General features: G+C 37.7%; 21 protein-coding genes and 1 pseudogene. 17 read left to right on the forward strand and 5 right to left on the reverse strand.

Going from position 1 to position 25,385, the window contains the following annotated elements:
- Positions 1–96 precede the first annotated feature (96 nt).
- On the reverse strand, positions 97–1,599 hold the full coding sequence (locus SPSPH_RS05785; RefSeq protein WP_075754091.1) for a sensor histidine kinase: 1,503 nt from the start codon (positions 1,597–1,599) through the stop codon (positions 97–99).
- Positions 1,596–2,267: a response regulator transcription factor gene (locus SPSPH_RS05790; protein WP_075754093.1), complete on the reverse strand. Its 672-nt coding sequence runs from the start codon at positions 2,265–2,267 to the stop codon at positions 1,596–1,598. Before SPSPH_RS05790 ends, SPSPH_RS05785 begins: the two co-directional genes overlap by 4 nt.
- Positions 2,268–2,502: 235 nt before the next feature.
- Between SPSPH_RS05790 and SPSPH_RS05795 the strand changes: the two genes are divergently transcribed.
- Both SPSPH_RS05795 and SPSPH_RS05800 read left to right on the forward strand, forming a co-directional pair.
- Positions 2,503–3,705 carry an acyltransferase gene (locus SPSPH_RS05795; RefSeq protein WP_075754095.1) on the forward strand — a complete coding sequence of 401 codons (1,203 nt, stop codon included), beginning with the start codon at positions 2,503–2,505 and terminating at the stop codon, positions 3,703–3,705.
- A 362-nt stretch (positions 3,706–4,067) separates the two neighbouring features.
- Complete coding sequence (locus SPSPH_RS05800; protein WP_075754097.1) at positions 4,068–4,619, forward strand: class I SAM-dependent methyltransferase; 552 nt, start codon at positions 4,068–4,070, stop codon at positions 4,617–4,619.
- A gap of 11 nt (positions 4,620–4,630) precedes the next feature.
- On the opposite strand, the gene SPSPH_RS05805 is transcribed toward SPSPH_RS05800, so the two are convergent.
- The 3 genes from SPSPH_RS05805 to SPSPH_RS05815 all read right to left on the reverse strand — a co-directional run bounded on the left by SPSPH_RS05805 (position 4,631) and on the right by SPSPH_RS05815 (position 6,862).
- Positions 4,631–5,530, reverse strand: a complete 900-nt coding sequence (locus SPSPH_RS05805) for an IS3 family transposase (protein WP_109298282.1) — start codon at positions 5,528–5,530, stop codon at positions 4,631–4,633.
- The gene (locus SPSPH_RS05810) at positions 5,506–5,796 is read right to left on the reverse strand and encodes a transposase (protein WP_075754101.1); all 291 of its coding nucleotides are present in this window, start codon (positions 5,794–5,796) and stop codon (positions 5,506–5,508) included. The genes SPSPH_RS05805 and SPSPH_RS05810 overlap by 25 nt, the downstream gene beginning before the upstream one ends.
- 370 nt (positions 5,797–6,166) lie before the next feature.
- Complete coding sequence (locus SPSPH_RS05815; protein WP_075754103.1) at positions 6,167–6,862, reverse strand: ArsR/SmtB family transcription factor; 696 nt, start codon at positions 6,860–6,862, stop codon at positions 6,167–6,169.
- 106 nt (positions 6,863–6,968) lie between these two features.
- Here SPSPH_RS05815 and SPSPH_RS05820 point away from each other — a divergent pair, with 106 nt between their 5' ends.
- From SPSPH_RS05820 to SPSPH_RS05890, 15 genes and pseudogenes are all read left to right on the forward strand, one after another.
- The gene (locus SPSPH_RS05820; protein WP_075754106.1) at positions 6,969–7,829 is read left to right on the forward strand and encodes a 4Fe-4S dicluster domain-containing protein; all 861 of its coding nucleotides are present in this window, start codon (positions 6,969–6,971) and stop codon (positions 7,827–7,829) included.
- Positions 7,830–7,982: 153 nt separating this feature from the next.
- Positions 7,983–8,507, forward strand: a complete 525-nt coding sequence (locus SPSPH_RS05825) for a hypothetical protein (RefSeq protein ID WP_075754108.1) — start codon at positions 7,983–7,985, stop codon at positions 8,505–8,507.
- Between the two features lie 1,079 nt (positions 8,508–9,586).
- On the forward strand, positions 9,587–10,018 hold the full coding sequence (locus SPSPH_RS05830) for a hypothetical protein (RefSeq protein WP_075754110.1): 432 nt from the start codon (positions 9,587–9,589) through the stop codon (positions 10,016–10,018).
- Positions 10,019–10,187: 169 nt separating this feature from the next.
- Positions 10,188–11,314, forward strand: a protein-coding gene (locus SPSPH_RS05835) for an IS630 family transposase (RefSeq protein WP_233138683.1) whose coding sequence is annotated in 2 segments (ribosomal slippage) — positions 10,188–10,617 and positions 10,617–11,314 — 1,128 coding nt in all. Because the reading frame shifts where the segments join, the coding sequence is not laid out codon by codon here.
- A gap of 79 nt (positions 11,315–11,393) precedes the next feature.
- Positions 11,394–12,173: a class I SAM-dependent methyltransferase gene (locus tag SPSPH_RS05840; RefSeq protein ID WP_075754116.1), complete on the forward strand. Its 780-nt coding sequence runs from the start codon at positions 11,394–11,396 to the stop codon at positions 12,171–12,173.
- A gap of 646 nt (positions 12,174–12,819) precedes the next feature.
- On the forward strand, positions 12,820–13,338 hold the full coding sequence (locus SPSPH_RS05845) for a hypothetical protein (protein ID WP_075754120.1): 519 nt from the start codon (positions 12,820–12,822) through the stop codon (positions 13,336–13,338).
- Positions 13,339–13,575: 237 nt separating this feature from the next.
- Entirely contained in the window at positions 13,576–14,340 is a 765-nt protein-coding gene (locus SPSPH_RS05850; RefSeq protein WP_075755984.1) for an ABC-three component system protein, read from the forward strand.
- Entirely contained in the window at positions 14,337–14,576 is a 240-nt protein-coding gene (locus tag SPSPH_RS05855) for an ABC-three component system middle component 7 (RefSeq protein WP_075754122.1), read from the forward strand. The genes SPSPH_RS05850 and SPSPH_RS05855 overlap by 4 nt, the downstream gene beginning before the upstream one ends.
- Entirely contained in the window at positions 14,554–16,179 is a 1,626-nt protein-coding gene (locus SPSPH_RS05860) for a DUF2326 domain-containing protein (RefSeq protein ID WP_075754124.1), read from the forward strand. The genes SPSPH_RS05855 and SPSPH_RS05860 overlap by 23 nt, the downstream gene beginning before the upstream one ends.
- Before the next feature lie 454 nt (positions 16,180–16,633).
- Positions 16,634–18,010, forward strand: a complete 1,377-nt coding sequence (locus SPSPH_RS05865) for an AAA family ATPase (RefSeq protein WP_075754126.1) — start codon at positions 16,634–16,636, stop codon at positions 18,008–18,010.
- On the forward strand, positions 18,004–18,957 hold the full coding sequence (locus SPSPH_RS05870; protein ID WP_075754128.1) for a DUF4435 domain-containing protein: 954 nt from the start codon (positions 18,004–18,006) through the stop codon (positions 18,955–18,957). The genes SPSPH_RS05865 and SPSPH_RS05870 overlap by 7 nt, the downstream gene beginning before the upstream one ends.
- Before the next feature lie 229 nt (positions 18,958–19,186).
- Complete coding sequence (locus tag SPSPH_RS05875; RefSeq protein ID WP_083945428.1) at positions 19,187–19,375, forward strand: DUF255 domain-containing protein; 189 nt, start codon at positions 19,187–19,189, stop codon at positions 19,373–19,375.
- Between the two features lie 379 nt (positions 19,376–19,754).
- The gene (locus tag SPSPH_RS05880; protein ID WP_075754130.1) at positions 19,755–22,535 is read left to right on the forward strand and encodes an NB-ARC domain-containing protein; all 2,781 of its coding nucleotides are present in this window, start codon (positions 19,755–19,757) and stop codon (positions 22,533–22,535) included.
- A 241-nt stretch (positions 22,536–22,776) separates the two neighbouring features.
- Positions 22,777–23,183: pseudogene (locus SPSPH_RS05885) on the forward strand (transposase); the annotation flags it as partial.
- A 313-nt stretch (positions 23,184–23,496) separates the two neighbouring features.
- On the forward strand, positions 23,497–25,383 hold the full coding sequence (locus tag SPSPH_RS05890; protein ID WP_075754135.1) for a deoxyguanosinetriphosphate triphosphohydrolase family protein: 1,887 nt from the start codon (positions 23,497–23,499) through the stop codon (positions 25,381–25,383).
- Positions 25,384–25,385: the final 2 nt, after the last annotated feature.

The following is a 25,385-nucleotide window of genomic DNA, read 5'->3' on the forward strand; positions in this document are numbered from 1 at the left end:
TTAATATGTTCATATCACATTTAGGAACAGATAAATTGATGGCAGCAATCCGGAAGTTTTCAGCTGTTAACTCCAAGATTGCTGCTGTTTTTCTTCCTATGCGGAAGTATGAAATTTCGCGCGATCAAGCTCAATCCAGAATCTTACGCCTTGATCTAGGTTCTCTGCCCCAAAGTTGTTATGATGACGTTCCTGGATTGCCTTTACAATGGCCAGGCCTAAACCCACTCTGCCGTCTTCCCGCGGCCGGGCCTGGTCTGCGCGGTAAAAACTGATCCATATTTTATCCAGACTATCATCTGCGATATGGCTGCCTGAATTCATTACTGACAGGCGGATTTTTTCCCTGTAGGGCGTTAAATCAAGGGAAATGATCTTATCCTGATTGACATGGGAAAGCGCATTATTAATAAAGTTTACGATGACCTGCTCAATTTTACCCCGGTCTGCATATACCAGGATTTCATTGCTGGTTTCAACTGATAATTTTATGCTTTTTTCGGCGAATATGGCGGTGTATTTATAGAGTACTTGTTTCACTAAAACAGCTATGTCAAATACTGTTTTATTCAGCTGAAAGTACTCTGATTCGAGTTGCGCCAGGTTCAAAAGATCTTTGACAGTTTGATCCATTTTACGGGCTTCGTCCATAATGACTTCACAGTAGAAACTTTTGTTGGTCTCATCTTCCATCACATTGGCCTTAAGCCCTTCGGCATAGCCTGAAATCAGGGAAATGGGGGTTTTAAGCTCATGGGAAACATTGGAGATAAACTCTTTGCGCAAGTGTTCGAGCTGCCGCTTTTTTTGAATATCTTCCGTAAGGCGCTGATTTTTTAGATGAAGTTCCTGGATGGCTAAGTCCAGTTGATCGGAAAGATAATTAATACTGTCAGCAAGGTCGGATACTTCATCATTGCTTTGGTGCTGGCACTTTTTTCTGAAGTCGAGATTGGCCATACTGTGGGCAATCTCTTTCAACTGAATGATCGGGTGTGTGAACCGCCTGGCAAAGACCACTGTCCAGAGGCAGCCCAATAAAATGACTGGTATGGCAGTAAACCCCATAAACTGATTAGCGATAGCGACGCTTTCCGTTATGGTTGATAAGCGAATTCGCAGCATCAGAACATCGCCATTTTGCAGCTTGCGCTCCAAAACGAGGTAATCTCTATTTAAAATAGGGTCTTTCTGAATTTCCAGGATGAATTGGTCATTAATAGATTGGTCTATTTTTAGATAATTGGAGGATACATTTGCTCTAGAAGTTTGATCCGGTGATGCAGTGGCTTCTGGAAAAAATGGCTTCCCGTTGATTAGGCGGTAAATGGAACTGTATTTGGTTATACCGTCTGTACCGGTAATCCGGATAGAAACACTCATGTCGCTCTCCAACTGTTCCAGAGTGGACGCGATTTTACCCGGGTCATCCTTATACAGGTCATCAATAATCTGGCTGTTGTAGATTAACAGATCCTGCTTTTTGCTCATATAGTATTTTTCAAGGTATTGCGTATTTAACAGCCACACCAGGCCGACATACAACAGGACCAGGCCGCTCATACCAAGATACAGTTTGGTTTTAATCGGAATCCTCATTTAGCTTCCTCAAATATGTAGCCCAGTCCCCGGACGGTTTGAATCCATTTGCTCAGGGTACCAAGTTTTATTCTTAGCCTGTTGACATGCGTGTCTACTGTGCGCAAATCGCCGAAATAGTTATAGTCCCAGACCCGTTCCAGTATCTGTTCGCGGCTTAAGGCCTTGCCGCGATTCATCGCTAAAAACAGCAGCAAGTCATATTCTTTCGGGGTCAGATTCAAAGACTGCTCATCCAGATAGACTTCGTGAGCGGCGGTATTAATCGTCAGGCCGCCAAATTGAAACGGCGTATCCGCTATGATTTCGGTCCGGCGCAGCAGCGCTTTGACTCTAGCCACTAAAATTTGCGGGCTGAACGGTTTGGTAATATATTCGTCGGCGCCGATTTCAAACCCGAACAATTCATCCGCCTCTTGGCTGCGGGCGGTTAGGAAGATGACCGGTATGTTGTATTTAGTGCGGATTTCCCGGCATACGCTCCAACCGTCTCTTCCTGGCATCATGATATCTAATATTACCAGCGCGATATTGTCGGAGAGCAGCGTAAGCGCTTTTTCTCCGTCTTCTGCCTCTAGCACATCATAACCGGCTTTGCGCAAAAAGTCTCCCACTAACTTGCGCAGACGGAATTCATCATCCACGATCAAGATGGTTTCTTTGACCATAGCAACACCTCTTAGATTAATTCTAGTGAAAAGATACAATATCCCTTTTTACTATTTTACTTTTAAAATGTGACAAAATTGTAACAAATTTGTCACAGAGTTGTAAACTAGTTTGTTTACAATGAAATCATCTATTAATTACCCGCTTATTACCTTTGTCAATAGACTTTGCTCTCACACGCCGGAGAAGCGGGTGTTTTAGAAAAGATGAATTCATCAGTTTGCGAGGGATGGGATGAAGTTAAATCAAATGCCGCAAAGGGAAAAAATCGATGCGATCTATATCGTTAGGGCCTTAACCATTATTGGAGTCATACTAGTTCATATCTCGTCTGTACCTGTTGGAATGGTAACTCCGGAATCAAAAACATTTGCCATTTACAATTTTATCAATATTTTTAGCAAATTCGGAACTCCTACATTTATTTTCCTTAGTGCCTTTGTATTGTTTTACAGCTATTTTTATCGTCCCTTTACCGGAAATTTGATTTTGCGATTTTATAAACGACGTTTTCTGTATGTTTTGCTTCCTTACCTGATTTTTTCGCTGGGCTATTATGGTATGCAATGTTATGTGGATGGGAAAGGCTGGGAAGAGTTTATTAGTCACGCTTCGTTTACGGAGTTTCTTTATATGTTGCTTATGGGGAAAGCATTTTACCATCTCTATTTTGTTTTTATTAGCATTCAATTTTATTTCCTATTTCCTGCCCTGCTATGGTTGTTACAGCGATATCGTTATCTTACCAGACATTTGATCTGGACAGGCATTGTCCTGCAATGGGCGTTTGTGCTGGTTAATCAGTGGGAGTGGCAATATGCTGATAAAGGCTCTCTTTGTTTTTCATATATCTCGTATTATTTCTTGGGCGCTTTCTTAGGAATTCATTATGAATCTGTTGAAAAGTGGGTTTTGCTTACCCGAGAACGCATTCGATCATATCAAATCTGGCTTTGGCTGATTTTGTATTTGGGTTGGGGCTCAGCGGCAATCGCCAATGTCTATATCTGGTATCAGTTAAGGGCATATGGCATTATCCAGCATGTATTGGTGTATGAGGCGCTATGGCATCTTCATGCTTACATAACTGCTCTGATCCTGTTTCAGGTCTCCTGCTTTTTAATTGACCGCCTAAGCCGCGTGTGGGTTAATACTCTCTTGCATCTTGGTACAGTTTCTTTCGGCGTATATCTTCTGCATGCCGGGTTGTTGGATTTTTACTTTAGCATCCCGGTGGGAGATTCACCGCCTATTTATCATTTATTTGTGATAGGAGGATTTTTGTGGACACTTTTAAGCTCGTGGACAATCGTTGGGTTGGCGTTTCAATTAACCAATAGGGCCTGGATACTTTTCGGCCCTCTACCGGCGACGAATCTGCTCCGGCAAGAGTATACAGGGGAAACGGAAGGAGTTCCTCGTATACAGGCACAATGAGGAATCGATGAGTGTCTTATCCTTCCTCTTCCCGCGTTTAATGGACAGTCCTAAAGGTGCCGCTGCCAGTGCTGCTATCTACAGCTTAGTGGAAACAATCTCAAAGGCTAAATTGGAATTTGCAGGACATTATTTGCCACCTGAACACTAATTTAATAATAACTACCTGTTATATAAGGTATGTAAACCCAAGCGCAAGCAAATCCTAAACAGGGAGCTATATAGCTATGAAAACGGGGTGAAGCGAAGGTCTGAGAAGCACGTTAACCACCTGGAAAATGAGAAGAGTCCATCTTATTGCGGCACGTGGATAATCCGATTGGCTGGTATCTGTCGGACGTAATGCAACGGGGGGAGCAACATTGGCAAATTCATTAAATATTAAACCATTAATAAATGAGAACTCAATATCTTTTGATTCGTATGAGAAAATGGCAGAATATTATTTTGAATGTGTTGATACGAAGCCATTTAATGCATACTATGAAAGGCCGGCTACACTGTCATTGCTTCCTGATATTAATGGGAAAAAGGTGCTAGATGCCGGGTGTGCTGCAGGATGGTACAGTAAATGGTTGTTGGATAATGGTGCAAAGGTAACAGCAATAGATTTTAGTCCTCATATGATAGAAATGACGAGGAAGAGAATCGGTGAACAGGCTGATATTAGAATGGCTGATCTCAACGAACCGCTAAATTTCATCGAAGATAAATCAATAGACGTTATTGTGTCATCCTTAACACTTCACTATATTAAAGACTGGAATCCCGTAATGGCTGAGTTTAATAGAATACTAAAGCCATTAGGTTCTTTAGTATTATCAGTGCATCATCCGTTTATGGACTTTACATATTTTCATAGAGAAAACTATTTTTTAACAGAGATTATAGAAGATGAGTGGGATACTAATTGAACCATATTGGGCTACGCGGACAGGTTAAATGGCGAGTATCTCCTGATTTCGTACATTAGCGGAGAAATGCCACCTAATGCACTATGACGTCTTTTGGTATTGTAATAATCAAACCAACTTTTGAAGCTTGCAGCGGCTTGGCCAATTGTGGCAAAATAGCGTTTTTTAACATGTTCACCTTTAAACAAGTGGAAAAAAGATTCCATAGGTGCATTGTCGTACGGATTACCTTTGCGGCTCATACTGCCGATCATGCCGTTTTCCTTTAATATGTCTTTGTATTTTTTAGAGGTGTACTGACTGCCCATGTCTGAATGATGCATAAGGCCTTTAGGCGGCCGCTCCCGCAAAATAGCCATATTCAGTGCTTTAGCAGCTAATTCTGCCGTTGGCCGATTTCCTAATGCCCAGCCTACTAGTTTTCTTCTTGCAAGATCTAATACAGCCGCCAAATAGCACCATTTACCGCCAACTCTAACATAAGTAAGATCAGCAAGCCACACGGCATTAAAATCGGTCACATCGAATTTTTGATTTAGAAGATTGGGAAACGCCTGTTCATTTGGATCGGCTTTAGTTGTTTGTGGCTTATATTTACTTTTAATCTGAGCTTTGATCCCATGTTGATGCATGATACGCTGCACCCGGCTGCGGCCTACGGAAACTCCTTTTCCGTTTAATTCTTCATACACCTTCTGAACGCCATAGTTATGATCATTCTCACGTTCAATTTGCTGTATATGTGCCACTAAAACAGCATCTTTTGCAAAAGGTTTTGGACAGCCCGCTTTGACCCAGTTATAATAACTGCTCTTGGAAATTGATAGTACGCGGCATAATTCTCGAACAGCAAATTTCGAGCGGTGGTCATAAATGAATTGATAGATTACTTGCTGTTCTTTGCGAAGTATACCGCCGCTTGCTTTAAAATGGCTACCTCATTTTCTAATTCTTTGATTTTACGTTGTGCTTTCCGCAGCTCGTCAGCATCGGGCTTAAGGTTCCCAGAGCCGGGGAAAGCTTGCTCTGGATTTTCTTTATACTGCTGAATCCATTTATAAATTGTATTTTCATGCAGGCCTAACTCTTCAGCTAAGCTGGGGCAGGTGCGCTCTCCATTTATATATAGTTTTACAATATCTTTCTTAAATTCTGAATCAAATCGTTTTCCTTTCATTATGGACACCTCCTGGTTTTATTGTACCAGCCATTCATGGTGTCCGCAAAAGGCAATACGGTTCAAATATAGGAAAAGTAAAAGTCCAATTTTATAGAAGACCTTTGTGTAACATCATCTCACCTATAATAGATGCGGGATTTATAATTGAAAAGCTGATAGAACCTATGCCAACAGAAAAATTCAAGGAATTGCATCCTAAAATATATGAGAAGCTAACTCGAAACCCCCAGTTTCTTTTTTTAAGAGCAAGAAAAAACTAAACAATTGTATGGCAAAAACAAACAACAGCTAAGAGAGAGGATACCTTCTTTCTTAGCTGTTGTTTAAAATTCCGTAGTTATTTACTTGACTTACCACAAATTGCCTTCTACTCCAAATTTAAAGTTAAACCAAATTCATCGAATAAGCCCTTTTTTCCAACAGCGGTTACACGTATAGCACGTCCATCAGATAAATATTCTATCCAGTTAAGCTCAAACATACGTTGCGTCAGTGATGCACCTAAGCTGCCAGCTAAATGATATCGGCGTTCACTCCAGTCTAAACATTGTCGAGCAAAGCAACGACGACATTTTCGCTTTTTCTCGACTTCTATTCCGAAGTTTTTAAATTTGGTTTTACCTGCTTCGGTTAATAGGAAATCTTTACCTGATTTCTCCAGAAATCCGTCTTCAAGTAGCTTGTCTGTTAAGTTTACTCCTAGTTTGCCTGCCAGATGATCATAGCAGGTTCTTGCAAGCTGTAAAGCTTGTACTTGATTCGATTCTCGAAGGGATCGAATGGGTTTGGAAGGAGAAATTGCAAGAAGGGCTTCAAGTGCAGTTGCCACTTCGGTAGTTGCAAGACGAAAATATTTATGGCGGCCGAAGGATTCTTGAACGAGGAGTCCTCCTTTTATCATTTTAGCGAGATGTGTGCTAGCCGTCTGAGGCGATATCTGGGCGGAACGGGCCAGTTCGCCTGCAGGTAAGGCTTTTCCGCCGAGCAAATTTAGAAGTATTGTGAGACGTGAAGGATCACCGATGAGAGAGGCAATTTCCACGAGATTGGGATTTATCATCATATTTTAATATCTCCTTGTAACATTCATACTTCGATTCTAGCCGAATTATTGCTATGTTACAATATGCTCAAATGAAAAAGTGGGATATGACGGAGGTATCGTAAATATGAATGATAAGCACCGCTTAATAGAGCAACATGGCTATATTAAACAGCAAGAAGACGGATTATATGCAATACGGGTTCGAACCATTGCAGGTAACTTAACTAGTGTTCAATTACACAACCTAGCAGATTTATCCGATAGATACGGTAATGGTCAAGTGCATATTACCACTCGACAATCAGTAGAACTGCATTGGATACCGGAAAAAAAGTTAGACAGTATTTTTCAAGAAATAAATGAGTTAGGTTTATTGATTGCAGTTCGTGGACCGCGAATATTAACCGTTATCGCTTGTCCTGGAATAAGGCTCTGTAAAAAAGGGATTTGCAATACTATAAATCTAGCTACTCAATTGGATGCTTTAATGGTAGGGCGGAGTCAGCCGTCAAAAACTAAAATTGCTTTAAGCGGTTGTCCAAATTCTTGCGCTAAGCCTCAAATCAATGACATTGGGCTACATGGAGTTATTGTCCCAATTGCTGACAGTGGTTGTATTGGTTGTAAAACTTGTGAAACGGTGTGCAAATTCAAAGCAATTTCAGTACAGGACGGTAAGCCGCATATTGCGGTTGAAAAGTGTATTGGCTGCGGATTGTGTGTGAGAATTTGTCCTAACCACGCTTTGCACATCCATAAACAAGGTTATAGCCTGTACATGGGCGGAAAGATCGGTAGAAAACCAATCTTGGGTAATAAGATTTTTACTGTTATACCAGAACAGGAAGCTATTTCCTACATTGAGATCGTACTTCATGTTTATAATCAATTAGCTTATAAAAACGAGCGAATTGGGGATGTAATAAATCGAATCGGTTTGAATAGTTTCCTGCAAGAAATATTACAACATGTTCCAGAATGCTAATATCCTGTTAAAAACGCTCGCATTATAACAGAATCAAGATAAAGATAAGCACGGTCTGGCTAATATGCCACGGAATGATTTAATGACATGTCCGTAGCTTTTATTCTTTTTATCCCGCTCTCTCCATATATCTATATGGGAGGGGATTAAAAAGTGGGAGAGAAAGAAAATTATGTTTTTCAAACACTGTTTGGAATTTATGAACGAAGTTTAGATGAGGCAAACAATATAATAGCCCGTGCACAAAATCCTTTAGCGGCCCTAAGTGTAATTATTGCAATCTGGGGTTATATGGTGCAGTCGATAATTTCATCACCAATACCAAGAATAACTTTAGAGAATTGCCCTATAATAGGAGGATTATACTTAGTCTTAATCCTAACGGTGTTTTATGTGATTCAGTCAGTTTATTATCTCTGGCGCGGTTTTAGGCAAGGGTTTAAATATGAACTTGTTGCGTCTCCAAGTCAGGTTGAATCATTAATAAAATCGCCTGACAGTGATAAAGACGTATTTCTTAAGCTAATAGAAAGGTATAAAAGTGCTAGTGAATTTAATAATGAAAAAAATATGGAGAGAATGGTATATATTAGGACTGCAACGGAAAAAATAATTCTAGCGGTGGCATCTTGTTTTTTTGCAAGCTTCTTGTTTTGTATTATTATTCTTTTAAAGTGAGAAACTGGTAGCATTTTACGGAAGGTGAATGACAGTATAAATAAATCAAGCATTGATGAATCGGTAGATATGAGATTAACTCGTATTGAAAATGGATTAGAGGATATTAAGAAGCAACTTTCATCGATTTCAGAGAGAATGAATCTAATTGACTCAAATACTATTTCAACAACTAAAACAACATGGGACAAACATTATAGTGTTTATTAGAATGATATAGGAAAGAGACTCAGAGATGCCCCGCTGTTTGTTAGCAGTTTAAATGAATTTGCAGTTATGTGTATAAGCTGATAGTTGAACCATAGACATTAGGAAAAGAACATCCTAATGTTTATTTTTATAAAGTGGTTTCGATGTCAAGTAGAACCTAGACACTGAACCTTAACTACAGGACTTGATCGTTGCTAAGATAGTAAAGGATGGAAAGACTGTAACCGAAAAAACGATCCGGGAATATCAAATCAAATTAAATAAAGCGTTTGATACAATGGTTGCGGAAGCAGAGCTGGAATATACTCAAAAAGAATATGTTTCATTGGCAGATTTAAAGCGAGAGAATAAACATGTATGAAGTTGTTATTCGACTCATCTATACTTGCATTTTGCCGCAAACAGGCTATAATTAAAAATAGGTGGGAATTAAAAAGGTCGACGTGACCTGAAAGTGCGGCAACACTTTCAGGCCCGCGCAAGGTGCACAGACACCTACACGTAACAGCCAAGCTGTCCACGACGACATTTCTATTATACACCGCTCTTCTGGCGCCGCACAAGCGGGGGAGCGCGGGGGTAATAGACGTTGCCGTCGACGCGCCGGGCTGTAAGTGCGACTGGACGCAGCAAATGATTTGGACTAGCCTCATCAGCTACTGAGCAGCAGGCAGACCAGACCAGGACCTAAGGGTTTGTGGCCGCCTGATTGTTTGGCCGGGTATACCGGCTTATTAGCGTTGAGTATGTAACAGACATCGAAACAGGACGCATGTGTAGGGTAAACCCTTTGCATGTGTCTTTTTAATTTCCCCCTGTAAAAAAGCTGACGGCCAACCAGTCGCAGTCTAAATATAGGGGGTATATAAATGTCTGATCAAGTAACAACATCTGACTTAGTTTTTTGTCCGGGACCGGTATCAGCCCTGCCGGCAGAGCGGGACCGGGAGACACAGCAGCCCGGGGCCGTGCCGGACGACCGGCTTATGCTTCAAAGCATCTTAAACGAGGCCTTTAATCAGTATATCTTTAACAGGGTGGAGAATATTCTTAAACTGGCCGAAACCAATGATGCTGACTACAGTAAGACGGTTCATGAGGTCAGAGGCCTCCTGAACCGTATGCTGAAGCTGGCCGGAAAACTGAAGGACCAGTATCCGGAATTGATTGACCTGGTCATGGAGTTGGAGTCGTACACAGCCCTGGAATCAGGCCAGTCGGCGGACATCGCCTACAAACAGGGGTTACGGGACAGCGGTTATATCCACCAGGAATTTATGACCTTCCTGCAGCAGCGGTAGGATTGAAGTGTAGTGGTGGGTAATTTTCTCCTGTCAAAGGTGCCATGTTCATAAAAGTAACTCTGATGCAGGAAAAATAAGTAAAATATCGAACTAGTACTCCATCAAACTAGCAAATTGAAGTAGCAAACATCCCCAGCATATGGTAACCTTATGTCAGGTGATGAAGATGAATCATAAATATATCGTGACGTTGACGGATGAAGAAAGTAACAGCCTGAATGAACTCATACGTAAGGGAAAAACCCAGGGTTACCGTATCAAACACGCGCAAATCCTTCTCAAGCTAGATGAGATCCCGGAAAACCAAAGTTGGACCTATCAGAGAATCAAAGAGGCCTTCCGCGTCTCGCCACACACGATCAGTCAGATTGCCAAACGTTTCGTAACCGGAGGACTGGAAGCGGCGCTGGGAAGAAAAGAGCAAGCCAACCGGCATCGGAAAGTGGACGGTAACGTGGAAGCACATATAGTCGCCATAGCCTGTTCCGCTCCGCCAGAAGGACGCGAGCACTGGACCTTGCAGCTGATCGCGGATGAACTCGTACGTCTACAGGTTGTGGAAAGCCTCTCCGACACAGCTGTCATGAACACACTTAAAAAAACGAACTTAAGCCCTGGCAGAAGAAAGAATGGTGTATCCCCAAAGCCGGTGCGGAATTCGTAGCCCGCATGGAAGATGTCCTGGAAACCTACAGCCTTCCCTACGACCCGCTTCGTCCTGTCGTCTGTCTGGACGAGACAAACCGCCAGCTCCTCGAAGAGCGGCATATTCCCGCTGTCCCCGGCTCCCCGGAGCGTATCGATTACGAATATCGGCGCTGCGGTGTTGCCGACCTGTTTGTGGCCTTTGAGCCGCTTGCGGCCAAGAGGGTCGTTAAAGTTACCGAAAGACGTACCGCCATAGACTTTGCCCAGTTTTTGAAGGAACTGACGGATGTTCATTATGCGCACGCAGAAAAGATTGTGTTGGTCATGGACAACCTCAATATTCACGGTATTGCGTCGCTGTACAAGGCGTTTGAGCCGGAAGAGGCACGGCGCATCGCGGAAAAAGTGGAGATTCATCATACGCCCATACATGCCTCGTGGCTAAATATGGCCGAGATTGAGATTGGGGTTCTATCCAGGCAGTGTCTGGCGGAATCCATGAACAGTATAGAGATGATGAGGCGCAAGGTCTCCGCATGGCAATGTCGCAGAAACGCTGCCTGCTCGACGGTAAACTGGCATTTCACCTCCGCCGACGCCCGCATCAAGCTTAAAAAGCTCTATCCCCTTATTTCTAGTTCCTAACTTGGTGGAGTACTAGAGCCATAGCTTATTTATAGCTATGGCTCTTTTATAATTCAGGTGTACGTCAGGAGGTTCGTTAATGAGTATTTTATATAAACCCAGTCCAGAATGGTACAAAAAAATATGGTCACTTGATATTCAAGATATGTCTTGGGTTGAACATACTAAAGATGAAATTGATTTTATTGTTGATATTATGGAGTTATCAGGAACAGAAAGAATCTTGGATTTAGCATGTGGTTTTGGTAGACATGCAATAGAACTCGCAAAAAGAGGTTTTTCAGTAGTTGGTGTTGACATTACACCTGAGTATATAAAAGAAGCTAGAAGAATTTCTTCTTTTGGCAAGTTGAATACGGAATTTATCTGTGCTGATTTGAGAAATATTTCTTTTGAAAATGAATTCGACGTTGTTTTAAATATGGCAGATGGTGCAATTGGATACCTTGAAAATGATGAAGAGAATCTTAAGATATTTGATTTAATTGCAAATTCACTTAAAAAGAATGGAAAGCACTTTATGAATATATGTAATGCAGAACATGCTGAAATGCATTTTCCAAAGCGAAATTGGGATATTGGAGAGAAAGAGCTTTCGCTTCCAGAGTTTCATTGGGACAAAAAAAATCGACGGATGCTATATGGAGTATGGAGCATAAAATTTGGAGAGATAGCTAAAAAACCAAGAATTGATGAATTGGCAGCAGATTCAAGTATTAGATTATATTCAATAAACGAAATAGAAAATATCTTTAGATCAAGACAAATGATTATCAAAGATACATTTGGTAACTTTGATAAATATGTACCGGCGTCGCATAAGGAAATGCAACTGCTAGTTTACTCACAAAAGAAATAATATTTCAGATAAGCCAGACTTTTAGCGTGAACAAATATGTCAGAAACAATGCAATCCTGCATTACCTCTCGATAGGTAGTGCAGGATTTTTGTATTAATTTGGCAGGGGTTTTGAAGTCCTGCGGGAATATAATTATTAAGGATGAGACATAATTGTATCTATTTATATGGTTTTACAAAGAGCACATGCATATTATCGAAAAAGAGCCTGTTAATATTCCTATTCCTCATGTACATACTACAATACTGAGTATGATAGCGTTGAGTCTAAGCTTATTAATCAGTATAAATGAAGTATAAAGCCGTTACACGTGGCATTCATTCTTAATCAATGTAGAGATGGAGGATTATAGATGTTTACCTTTTGGGCAATGATTGTAATTGCAGCCTATGGCATACTGTCTGGGATAATCATTATATCTACAATTGTTCTTTTGGGCTATTTGGATTTATTACCAAACCCGGAAGACCTAGTTGGAAAAGTTCTGATTATCTGGGGCAGTATACTGCTCGTTTACTCATATGCTCTGCATACTTTAACAATGTTTCTGCTACAGCCTCTTATTAATTTTACTCGAAAGAAAGTCCGGGAGTTACCTTATACACGTCGCTGGAGGTAACTTGGGAGGATATTCAGGAGGACGTTATGTCAAAAATTTACGATAAGTTAAAGGGCGGAGATCTGCGGTCAATCGGTAAAGCCGAGGAAGTAGTTACAGATATTTTGAATGACAAAAATCTGTTTATAGAAGTTTTTAACAGAATGTTAAGTGATGATGCGCTTATTAGGATGAGATCCGCCGATGCTATTGAAAAGGTATCACGTCTTTATCCCGAATATCTTCAACCATTCAAACAACGACTAATAGACGAGATCTCGCAAGTTAGGCAACAAGAAGTACGATGGCATATTGCCCAAATGTTCTCGCGACTGGAATTTCAGAAGGAAGAAATTTCGCAAGTAGTTAGTTTACTAATTGAATGGATAGACAACAGTCAAAGTAAAATAGTAAAAGTCAACTCACTACAGGCTTTAACTGATATAGCAAAAAAACACAATGAAATAATATTTTTGGCAATAAGCAAAATCGAGGAAGTAATAGACAACGGTAGTCCGGCTATGATAAGTAGAGGAAAGAAGCTATTAAAGGAGCTAACTGAATAACTAAAGATATAACTAGTTTGAAGTAAGCATATGTTCAGAAATGTAAATCTTTGTCAATGATTTGTACAGATAATTGAAAATGTCAATAATAAGTGAAACTCCTGCTAAATTTGTATTAATTTGGCAGGAGTTTTTGCGTTTTGTAGGGAAGTTTCTAACTTGATAAATCTAGTAATATGGACTGATTCTGCAGAATCGTCCCAATTGAGCCAAAGATTTGGAATGTGGGTGAAATTTATGCAAGATAATCGAAGAGAATTTTCAGATAATGAAAAAATGATTCTTTATAACGAAGTGAATGGCAGATGTCCAATTTGTGGGGATGTTTTAACACATAGAAAAAAGAACAATCAGATTCATAAGACGTTTGAAGTTGCTCATATTTATCCGGCTAACCCTCGCCCAGAAGAAGTTGTACTATTGGCTCAGGAACAACGATTAAGCTCAGATGTAAATGATCTTAAGAATGTACTCGCTGTATGTCGCAAATGTCATAAAATTTTTGATACTCCACGTACTATTGACGAATATCAGAAATGGTTTCGACTCAAACAAAAGTTAATTCAAGATACAGAAGTTAAAAGCACTTATGTGATTTTTAATATCGAAGCTGAAATCAGAGAAATATTGGAAAAGCTCAACACACAATCACTTGAATCAGAGTTAGTTCAATTAAGTTATGAATCATTAAAAGTTGATCAAAAAACGAATGATACGCTACCCTTTGCAATTAAACGATCTATTAAACGAGATGTAGTAGATTATTTCGATTACATTAGAAGGCTTTTTATTGAAATTGATAAAGTTACACCATATAAATTTAATACACTGGCTGCCCAAATCAAAGGTTTTTACTACAAATGTATGCAGGTTAATCCCAATCAAGAATATGTATATAATTCACTAGTTGATTGGATTGACGAAAAGACGGATTCCTATTCTAGAAAAGCGTGTGAAATTGTCGTCGCATATTTCATCCAAGATTGTGAGGTATTCTCATGATATTACCCAATAAGTTGATAGGATTTCAAGATAGCATTATTGCAAAAATGATTTATATTCTTGATGCAGTCAGTTTAGAAGATCAAAGCATTAGCAGTCTTTATAATAAAGTAAAGAATAACTTTGAAGATATAAATCAATATATTTTAGCATTAGATGTTCTTTTTACTCTTGAAAAAGTTGAATTTAATGAAAAGGCGCAGGTAATTACATATGTTAAAACAGATAATTTGTGATAAGTTTGTTCAAAAGGAAATTATACTTGATGATGGATTAAACGCTGTTGTAGGCGATGATATTGCATCAAATTCTATTGGCAAATCAACGCTGCTAATGATTATTGATTTCCTTTTTGGCGGAGAAGATTATATAAAGAAAAATCATGATGCAATTGACCATTTAGGACACCATGAATTTAAGTTTCTGTTTGAATTTGCTGATGAAAAATTGTATTTTATAAGAACTACCAACGAATATAAATTTATAGCTGTTTGCAACGATAGATATGAAATACAAAAACGCATTAAAGTTGAAGAGTATACAAATCTTTTACAAGAGAAATATAAATGTCGACTTGAAGATTTAACTTTTCGGAATATAGTTGGCCGATATTTCAGAATATATGGTAAAGAAAATCTCAATGAAAGAAAGCCAATACAATATTTTGAAAAAGAAGCAGCAGCAAATTCGATAATCGTTCTGCTTAAACTTTTTGATAAATTTAAGATTATAAAAGAGTTTGAGGAGCAAATTGAAAAATTAACCGATGAACGGGCTATATTAATAGAAGCTGCAAAAAAAGATTTGATTCCACGGGTAACAAAAACTATATTTAATAAAAACGAAAAAAGGATAGTGGAGTTAAATCAGCAATTGGAAGCTTTAAAGACTGAAATAATTAGTGCATCTGCAGACATCGAAGCTCTTATATCAAAAGAGGTATTATCGCTGCGAAAAGAAAAAAGTACATTAATTACAAAGGTTAATGTACTAAAGAACAGATTAATTCGCACTCAAACAAATCTCAAGAATAAGAATATCAACATTCAACCTGAACTTAAACAACTGCTTAACTATTTTCCAAGCTTTAATGTTGAACAAGTAGAAAAAGTTGATTCGTTTCATGAATCTATTACTAAAATCCTAAAAGAAGAATTACTCTGGGCAGAAAAAGAAGTTAAGGCCGAAATATTAGAGATTGAAAAACAAATTCTTATTTTGGATGATACAATTAATTCTAAGTTGACAATACAAAATGCACCCAAATTTGCTATCGATAAAATCATTGAGTTAGCAGCACAAATTAATCAGCTAGGTGATGAAAATGGGTATTTTACAAAAAAGGAAAACTTAGATGATTCCATAAAGAGTGCAACTGAAAATCTAGATATCTTAAAAGAAAAAGTCCTTGACGAAATGTGCAGTCAAATTAATATAAAAATGCATGAAATCAATAAGCAAATTTATATTGATGGCCGACGTGCACCTACACTTAATATTCATGGCAATAAATACACTTTTAATACCTATGGAGATACTGGAACGGGTACTGCTTTTGCTAATTTAGTCACTTTTGATTTAGCGTTGTTGGATTTAACATGCTTACCAGCAATTGCTCATGATCTTCCACTACTCAAAAATATCGAAAATCTTGCTTTAGAGAATATTGTAGACATTTACAGCAAGAGTAGAAAGCAGGTTTTTATTGCAATAGATAAATTGAGCTCATATAGTAAAGATACTGCACAGTTGATTGAATCATGTAAAGTATTACAGCTTTCAAAGGATAAACTCCTTTTTACAAAAAATTGGAAACAAGATAATCAAACTAATGCTTAGATTTGTTGGGTAGATTATTCTCAGGAAGGCATTGTAATGAACCTTAGACAAATCATTGACACAGGTTTGACCAGACCTTCTGTTCAAGGGACACTATTAAAAATACCAGGCATCTCAGGTTAATCTGGGATGGTAGAGATGGTAAAGAAGCGGATGATGAATTTAAGGCGTATATTGATCCAAAGAACAGAATAAAGCTTTTAGGCTATTAATAGAGCGGATTGTATATGATAGGGAAGATAATGGAGTAAGGTTGGATATTTTGTATAAATAATTACAATAAAATTTAAACTCCTGCTAAATTTGTATTAATCTGACAGGTTTTTGTATTTTTATGGCAAATAGTAAAAGTATCAAATGCGAAGTAGTTATAATATTAAAAATTCTACAGGAAAGGTTGAGTTCTTGAAAGTTTTAATTGCTTATTCGCTTATATTTGGGGAGGTGTATACAAATGAGAATTAAACAGATTTCTGTAAGTAAATTATTCGGGATGTTTGATCATGTAATTCCACTAAACTTAAATGAGCATATGACTATTGTTCACGGACCTAACGGTTTCGGAAAAACAGCAATGCTAAGAGTTTTACATAGCCTATTTTCATCGAGAATTGACGTAATTAAAACCTACCCCTTTCAACAATTTCAAGTTATATTTGAAGATAATTCATTATTAAAGATTGCAAAAGTAATTGATAAAGAAGGAAAACTAGGAAGAATAGAAACGTTTCTATTTACGTATACAAATGAAGAGGGTGAAAATATATACAAACCATTCCATCAAAAGCTATCTATAAGGGCTGAGGACGTAATGCGTTATATTCCTCCGCGAGTTATAGAAAGAGAAATTCCGGAAATAAGTAGAAATGGTGTTAATAAATGGTCGGATATTGAAACTGGTGAATTATTAGATATTCAAGCAGTTTTGGATAGATGGGGTTATAGAATAGTTCGATTGCTACCATCAAGTACAAAATCCAATATGCTTGATTTTGAACCTCCGTGGTTTGACGAGTTATCAAACAAAGTAAGAGTACGTTTTATTGATACTAATAGATTACAGAATAAACCGTCTAGTCACAGAGTAAGTGAATATGAATCTAGAAATCGTGAACCAGTACCTATGATTCTTACAATTAGTAAAAAGATAGCAAGCGCAATTCAAAAGGAGTTATCAAATTTTGCCCGGTTTTCTCAAGCATTAGATAGAACTTTTCCACAACGCCTATTGGAATCCAAAAAACAATCGGTTCAAAAGCTTAATAATGAAGAGTTAAATGCAAGACTTGAGGAATTAGAAAAAAAACGGTTACGTTTTATGAATGCAGGATTACTTGATATGGATGAGACCACTGATTTTCAGATTCCTTTAAAATTTGACTCGACTCAAAGAAAGATTTTGTCTTTATACGTTCAAGATAATGAGGAAAAATTAAAAGTTTTGGATAAAATTGCAGCTCAAATAGAAGCCTTTTCTAATATAATCAATGGATTGTTTACATATAAGGAAATATCCTGCAACCGAGAAATAGGCATCAGTTTAAAAAATAGAAATGGTGATCCCCTGGAGCTTGAAATGTTGTCATCTGGAGAACAACATGAAATTGTTCTTATGTATGAGTTATTATTTAATATAGAACCAGGTTCATTAGTATTAATTGATGAACCGGAGATATCATTACACATAGCATGGCAACAAGAATTTTTAGCTAATTTGGGAGAAATTATTCAGTTGAGTTCCTTTGATATCTTAATAGCTACGCATTCCCCTGCGATTGCGAGTAGTAGGTGGGATCTTACTGTCGATTTGGAGGGGAATATAGAATGTTAGAGTCTGCTAAACCAGAAACTATTGCAGGAATGATTATGCAGTCACGTAGAAAATTCAAAGGCAGTTATTTACTTGTGGAGGGAAAAACGGATTATAAAATATATAAATCCTATATAGATAACGATACTTGCATAATTCAACCGACAGGAGGAAAAGGAAAAGCTAAAGAAGTCATTGCCTTTCTAGAACGATATAAACAAGCCAATGGAGTACTTGCTTGTGTAGATTTGGATTTTGAAACACTAAATCCACAACCCAGAAAAGAAAATGTTTTATATACAGATGTTAATAACTTAGAGACTATGATTATTTCATCCCCAGCATTTGATAAAGTTATGGAAAGATGGGGAGATCCTAAAAAAATATTATTATTCGAAAAAAGAATGGGAAAAGAATTGCGGTCATTCTTATTAGAATGTTGTCAACCTGTTAGTTTTTTAAAATATCTCTCAAATTACAATAATTTAGGTATTGATTTTAAAATGTTAGATTATGATTTATTTGTAAATGAGAAGGATTTAACTATAAATATTGATGAGCTAATTAAGATTGCTGGTATAACTACAAAAACGCATTTTGATATTGCTTGTTTAAAAACAGAGCTTTCAAAGCTAGCAGCGAAAAATCTAAATGTGTGGTTAGTTTGTTGTGGACATCAATTAGTGAGAATACTTTCAATTGCTTTTAGATACTTAATCGGAAAGAATAAAACAAAAGGTAAGACTGTTTTACCATTCCATATACTACCATCAGAACTTGAGAATATTTTACATTGTTCATATGAGAGTTTATATTTTGCGAAGACTGAATTATGTAAGAATATAATAGAGTGGGAGCGGAAAAATTCACCTCATAAAATCCTCTTGCCGGTTTTTGATAAATTAATAGTTGATTATATCGAAATGGAATTGGACAATGCTACAGCCGAAGTAGCAGTTGCAAAATAAGTACTATTTTAGTTATTAAAAATATGAAGATCTACGGCAGAAAGCCATTGGAAAACGTTCAAGTCGCTAATAAATAGCGACTTGAACGTTTTAAACACCTTGACTTACCACAAAATACTAATTACAATAAGAATAACACCTAACAAATAATCGATATCCATTTAATAGCGTATGTAAACCCACCCGCAAGCAAATCCTAAACAATACCCATAAAAACGAGGTGAAGCCGATGTCTGAAAAGCACATTAACCACCTAGTCAACGAAAAGAGTCCATATCTATTGCAGCACGCGCATAATCCGATAGATTGGTATCCGTGGGGCGAAGAAGCGTTTGCCAAGGCTAAGGAAGAGGAAGAAGACAAACCGATTTTTTTTAGTTGTGGCTATAGTACGTGCCACTGGTGTCATGTTCGTTAAAGTAACATGCTCGCTTAAGATTAGTCGGGGAGACCGCAACCACTAATACCGTACGGCTGGATTTTGTCAAGTAGAAAATCAGTACTGATTTTCTACTGATATAGATGAAATGGAGCTGCTATCGCTAAATTAGTAAACACCTAAAAGCGAAGTTTTTGTTGCTATATGTAAAAATACAGAAGGATATATTATGTTAGGTAGAGAAAATATCCCATAGCTTACTAAAAAAGTAAGCTATGGGATATTTTTTTATAATGGCTATTATCGGACATTAATATCAAATACCACACTCAAATCTTAGTAAGAATGTGGTAGTAACTTAGGAGGAAAAAAGAAATTGCGGAAGTGCTACAATCTTATTGTAAACTAAGGAGGAGCAATGAACCCGAATTATAGAAAATACTGCTTAGCTGAGATTTGTGATGAATTCAGTAATTTAGATGGCACTGAACTAGAGATTGTCGGTCATATTATTCTTGAAGATATGTGTGGTCAGCAGCTTCAAATGCGTGGACATAATATTCAGGGAAAATCCGTAGGGTATACTCTTGACTCCTACAATAATTTAGCAAGAATAGTGGGTGAGTATAGTACCGAGAAGGGGTATTTTGAAGGAAAGTTTAACAAGATTAGAAACGATATTCGCCATGCGATCAAGCTTGCTCCACAGGTGCAGGTAATTCATCTGTTCTCGAACCAGAGTAAAGGGCCGAGCGCAGGGATGGCATTGGCAAAATTGTGCAACAGAATCCAAAAATTCACTAATCGAAGTGTTATCATATACGATGTGAGAGATGTGGCTGAATACTTATTGGATCATCTATTTATGAAGGAGATTGTGATCGAAAAAATTGTGGATTATTTCCCTTTACTACGAAAACTCTTAGATACACATAGTATTACTAACGCCGTACCCTCCATAGACAAAGGTTATATTGCTCGAACCAGCGACGAAACAGATATTATCAATAAAATGGATAATGGAAACCATTTATTGGTATCTGGTATTAGTGGTATTGGAAAGACAAGTTTAGTAATTTCAGTGTGCCATAGGATTAAGGAGCAGTTTGATCTAATCGTTTGGTTAGATGGAGCCGATGTCCATTGCCACAATCTCAGGTCAGTGTTAATCTCTCGCCTGGGAGTAAATCAAAATTTACTCGGGTTACTTAACACACATAAAACCCTTGTCATAATCGATGGACTTGAAAAAGATACTGTTAGTATAATCCAAGCTTTAGCAGAAAAGTGTAAGGCTGGCTCAAAAGTATTGGTTACCAGTCAACTGGAAGATGCTGGTGTTGATTGCCATGTCATAAACTCTATGAATGAAGATGAAAGTTATAATCTACTGAACAAAGATTTGAATGAACAATGTCCTAGGGATATTTTTTGCAAAATATACTCTAATGTAGGCGGGCACCCATTATTGCTATCACTTATAAATGCTTCGGTATACTTGAATGAGTTGTCTTGGAAAGATGTTGATAATGAGATTGACTATTTAACTGAATATGAAGACTATCGTTGTAATAGGATATGTGATAGGGTAATTGGGAGACATATTGATGCTGTATCCATTGAACTTTCTGCTATCAGATGGCTCAATACTCAAACGATTGATTTTGGTGTTCTTAAGAGCTTGATAAAACAAATTGGGATAAACAAGCTAAAGAAGAGATGTTTACTGACTTTGCATAGCAACAAGGGAATTAAGGTTCACGATATTGTATATAGCAGTATTATGCGCGCAGATATCGAAGATCGCGATTTTATTGAACAGTTTCGTACATTCTTTGAAGCTCATGTTGAACAAAAAAGTCCTGCTTTCTTTAAGGGGCTTTATACTCACAAAGCAAAAATCATGGAATTACTTAATGGTAACCCTGAATTAGGTATTTTATTATATTGCTATCTTCATATAGTTGGTTACGGAGAACTGGATGTTGATCTCATTTCAAAAATTGACTATCGGAGGCTTCTGGCCAATGATTATGAATATACCGAAGTGGATTACTATTCACTAATCTCGCTAGTAGAGTTATTTGAGGTTGAAAGGAGAGATTATAGAGCTAGAAGTGGGGAGTTTCCGAGTGAATTGGCTGAGGGTACTGTAGAAAAACTAATTCAATGTATCAATATTAAAAAGTTGCCTGGTGATGTCATAATTCAGGTAAAACATCATCTCGGTAAGTTCTATTTGCAAGCTTTACATAACAGCAAAGCTGCTAAGGAGTATTTTAATGAATCTTTACAGAATCCAAAAACCGAATTCGCTGCTCGGTTGCAACTTGCTAGAATTTACAAGAAGGAAGATATTGAAACGTCGAAAACATACTTAAAACAGATCTTTGAGTCATTTAAACTTGATAATAATTCTGTTAGCCCGACTACTATTCTTGGTGCTTTTGAAGATCTGCGTTCAAAAGAATATAGTGATTTAAGGGATACATATTTAGATGATAGCGATTTGCTAGAGACAGCGTTATTCCTGAGTTGTAACGAGAGTTTCGATCAACCGTTTAGGGTATTGGCTAATCTTTCTGGTCACCTCACATATAAATACCCCGAAAGAACTAAAGCAATAATTAGGGAAATGCCTATTCCCTCCGAGGAGAATGTTGGGAGGTGGGCCTTTGTAGCAGGTGAATTATATAAGGAAATGGGAAAATGTTATCTATGGGATGAATCACCTGATGAAGCTTTAGCTCGCTCTACCTTTAGCCAAGCTAAAGCATACTATGCAAAGATAGAAGATAGATGCAACCCTTTCGAAGGTATCAAAATTGCAGAAAATTATATTCTTCTTAATGAGGGAGATAATGCTATAAGGATACTTATTCAGTTTTCTGAAGAGAAGAGGGATTCCTTTTGGTATTATAGATTTGCACAGGCACTCTCGTTAATCGCTAAAGAAAATGAAGCTCTAGAAGCTATTAACACCGCGCTTGGTAAGCTGAAACTAATGCAATACGAAAGCACATTCAGGCGTGAAAAAGCAAAAATTCTAGAGAAATTGGATAATATGAATTTTATTACCGAATACCAGCTAGCATGGAGACTTGCCGAGATCGAAAAATACAAGAAACAGATGGAAAGGGAAGTGGCTCTTATAGCAGAAAAAAGAAAAATAAGCATATCGCTGGTAGCCGATCAGTGATCAGAACTACTGTCCAACATTAATAAAATTCGCCGTTACGTATGATACGGAGAGAAATACCATCACTGAGCCGGAAAGGCTCGATATCCGACACAAAAGGTATTATGAGGCAGGAAGACAGTTAGAGCGGCTTAAAAGCCAACTTAATATAGTAGCAGGCAATATTGGATAGGCTACACTAAAGTGGACAGTTTTCTTAAGGGGTAGTAAACTGAAAGATAACAATGATGGGAGAGTAACTATGACCAGAAGAAAACGGCGAGAATACACAGATGAATTTAAAAATCAAATGGTACAGTTATATGTAAGCGGTAAACCACGATCAGAAATCATACGAGAATATGATTTAACCGAAAGTGCATTTGATCGTTGGCTAAAGCAAGGCCAGTCCACAGGATCTTTTCGAGAAGCAGATAACCGAAGTACAGAGGAAAATGAATTAATCCAGCTTCGCAAAGAAAATCAACGCCTGAAGATGGAAAACGACATCCTAAAGCAAGCAGCGCTGATCTTAGGACGAAAGTAACTGTAATTCGGCAAAATGCCCACAAGTACTCAGTATCAGCATTGTGCAACGTCCTACAAGTGAATCGAAGCACGTATTATTACGAGTCGAAACCTCGCCCCGTAGACAATGCAGTGGAAGAGAGGGAGGCTCATTACCCCTTTTCTGCACTGTTTGACCCATATGGAGAGAAATACCATTGGTAGAGGTGCTGGATAAGGACTTCTGTCAGATTTGTGATAATTTGGCAGGAGTTTTTTAGTTGTAGGAGGAATTTTGTGGATTATGCTATAGCTGTGATTGAATTCATGGGATTGCGGAGATGAGTTTGCAAAAAGTGTATTGTAATAGGATGTCGTGGGACGAGTAACCTGTCCCTTTAGCTTTAACATGATTTGCTAAAGATAGATTGTAGAGAATTACTGCAGTTTACACTATATTTATAGGGGTGATTTCATGAGCAAGTTTATTATGATAAAAGCGAAGAACTCTTTACCTTCTCTTAAATTTTTAGAAGAAAGTTACAATACCAAAGGAGAAGAAAGACATTTTAACGTTACAGGAAGTGGCTCTGATAAGGCGGCAGTGAGAGGTTTGTCGGATGATTCTTATCCTGTTTATATTTTAGTATTTTCTGAGATAGGTGCTGAGCAGAAAGTAGAATATCTTTATCTTGGTTCAGGTACTAAATGCGGTTCAGAGCGTAGCCTTTCACTAAGAGTATCAATTTTACAAAAGGTTTTAAACCAATCAGTTATCGAGAATTTTCTGTCTTGTTCTGAAATTGACTTAACTCAAGACTTTGATTATGCCTCTTATATATCCGTTGAAAACTCTCCAAGCCTGGTTAAGCAAATGAATTTTATTACCTATCCTTTATATAAAAATACTGAGATATTGCAAATAGATACATATACTGTTGTAGATGAAGAAAAATCATTACACTCCTTGGCCCAACGAAATGAATACTGTATTAGAGAATATGCATCTGTTAGAGCAGAATACAATCGCGGGGAATTTCAAAGAGATTATGAGCGTATAGTGCATTCAAAAGCATTTAGGCGAATGGTAGATAAAGCACAGATATTTTCAGCTGAAAAGGGCGACCACTATAGAACACGCATGACACATTCGATTGTAGTTAGCCAAATTGCCAAAGGGATAAGCAATGCCCTTAAATTGAACAACTTCTTGACGGATGCAATTGCTTTAGGCCATGATATGGGACATACTCCATTTGGACATCAGGGTGAACGAACTCTAAATGCAGTATTAACTGGAGAAAAGCCTTTATTAAAAAGTGTTATAGAAGAGGGGGCTACCTATGGGGGATTTAAGCATAACTATCATTCACTTAGGGTAGCAACCAGGTTGGAGGAAAAATATATTGAGTTTGATGGATTGAATCTGTCATTTCAAACTCTTGATGGTATTTGGAAACATACCAAAACAAACTTGCCCAATAACCCCCTTATTAATTTTGTTTCATCTAGTACATTGCATGCATATTTGAATAGTGAACCTATTCCACGTACCCCAGATGGGCAAGTAGTTCCATATACCTTAGAGGGGCAAGTAGTTAGGGTTGCGGACGAAATTGCTCAGCGAAGCCATGATTTAGAAGATGCCTTTTCCGCTAAAAGACTAACAGTTGAGGAACTCAAAAATTATTTGCTTCTTGGAAAAATGCACGAGTTAAAAACTCAAATTGAACAAATAGAAGAAGGTTTCATCGAAGCAAAAAAATCTAACCACTTTGGTGCTGACGATGATGAACTGTTGCAAGAACGTATATCATCAAGAATTATATACTATTTTATAAACGACGTACTTACTCAATCTAATACGAATATCGATAGTTATCTCTTAGCCGATGGAAAATCTAAATTTGAGAAAAATGGACATAAAGTTGACAAACTGCTTATCGAGTTTTCTCTTAAAGGAAAAAATCTTTGTGATTATCTTGAAAAGATTATCTCAAAAAAAGTTATTAACAGTGGAGAAGTGTCTTTATTTGATAGTAATGGTGCGGCAGTAATTGAATCTCTTTTTGCTTCATATTATAATAATCCGCGCTTATTACATAGAGGCACACTTCGTAGAATAATGCAAGATTTTCGTAAAATCACAAAAAATGTTGTTGACTTTGAAGAAGGTGACCCACTTATTATTGAAAAAGAATGGCGCAAAATCATAAATGCAAAAGCAAATAAAGAAGATCGTGATTTGGAAGAGAATGAATATTTTCTGAAAAACAGAGTGCTTGTAAGAAATATTACTGATTTTATTGCGGGCATGACCGATTCTTATGCAATAAACGAATATAATAATATCCGTCGTTAGTT

The organism is Sporomusa sphaeroides DSM 2875 (assembly GCF_001941975.2).
GTDB classification, from domain to species: Bacteria; Bacillota; Negativicutes; order Sporomusales; family Sporomusaceae; genus Sporomusa; species Sporomusa sphaeroides.

Bases quoted from the DNA above. Each gene is read 5' to 3' on its own strand.
- SPSPH_RS05830 (WP_075754110.1), top strand. From the start codon at position 9,587: ATGTCTGATCAAGTAACAACATCTGACTTAGTTTTTTGTCCGGGACCG.
- SPSPH_RS05850 (WP_075755984.1), top strand. From the start codon at position 13,576: ATGCAAGATAATCGAAGAGAATTTTCAGATAATGAAAAAATGATTCTT.
- SPSPH_RS05810 (WP_075754101.1), bottom strand. From the start codon at position 5,796: ATGAAAGGAAAACGATTTGATTCAGAATTTAAGAAAGATATTGTAAAA.
- SPSPH_RS05790 (WP_075754093.1), bottom strand. From the start codon at position 2,267: ATGGTCAAAGAAACCATCTTGATCGTGGATGATGAATTCCGTCTGCGC.
- SPSPH_RS05860 (WP_075754124.1), top strand. From the start codon at position 14,554: ATGTTAAAACAGATAATTTGTGATAAGTTTGTTCAAAAGGAAATTATA.
- SPSPH_RS05840 (WP_075754116.1), top strand. From the start codon at position 11,394: ATGAGTATTTTATATAAACCCAGTCCAGAATGGTACAAAAAAATATGG.
- SPSPH_RS05855 (WP_075754122.1), top strand. From the start codon at position 14,337: ATGATATTACCCAATAAGTTGATAGGATTTCAAGATAGCATTATTGCA.
- SPSPH_RS05785 (WP_075754091.1), bottom strand. From the start codon at position 1,599: ATGAGGATTCCGATTAAAACCAAACTGTATCTTGGTATGAGCGGCCTG.
- SPSPH_RS05815 (WP_075754103.1), bottom strand. From the start codon at position 6,862: ATGATGATAAATCCCAATCTCGTGGAAATTGCCTCTCTCATCGGTGAT.
- SPSPH_RS05795 (WP_075754095.1), top strand. From the start codon at position 2,503: ATGAAGTTAAATCAAATGCCGCAAAGGGAAAAAATCGATGCGATCTAT.
- SPSPH_RS05845 (WP_075754120.1), top strand. From the start codon at position 12,820: ATGTCAAAAATTTACGATAAGTTAAAGGGCGGAGATCTGCGGTCAATC.
- SPSPH_RS05880 (WP_075754130.1), top strand. From the start codon at position 19,755: ATGAACCCGAATTATAGAAAATACTGCTTAGCTGAGATTTGTGATGAA.
- SPSPH_RS05865 (WP_075754126.1), top strand. From the start codon at position 16,634: ATGAGAATTAAACAGATTTCTGTAAGTAAATTATTCGGGATGTTTGAT.
- SPSPH_RS05890 (WP_075754135.1), top strand. From the start codon at position 23,497: ATGAGCAAGTTTATTATGATAAAAGCGAAGAACTCTTTACCTTCTCTT.
- SPSPH_RS05870 (WP_075754128.1), top strand. From the start codon at position 18,004: ATGTTAGAGTCTGCTAAACCAGAAACTATTGCAGGAATGATTATGCAG.
- SPSPH_RS05820 (WP_075754106.1), top strand. From the start codon at position 6,969: ATGAATGATAAGCACCGCTTAATAGAGCAACATGGCTATATTAAACAG.
- SPSPH_RS05875 (WP_083945428.1), top strand. From the start codon at position 19,187: ATGTCTGAAAAGCACATTAACCACCTAGTCAACGAAAAGAGTCCATAT.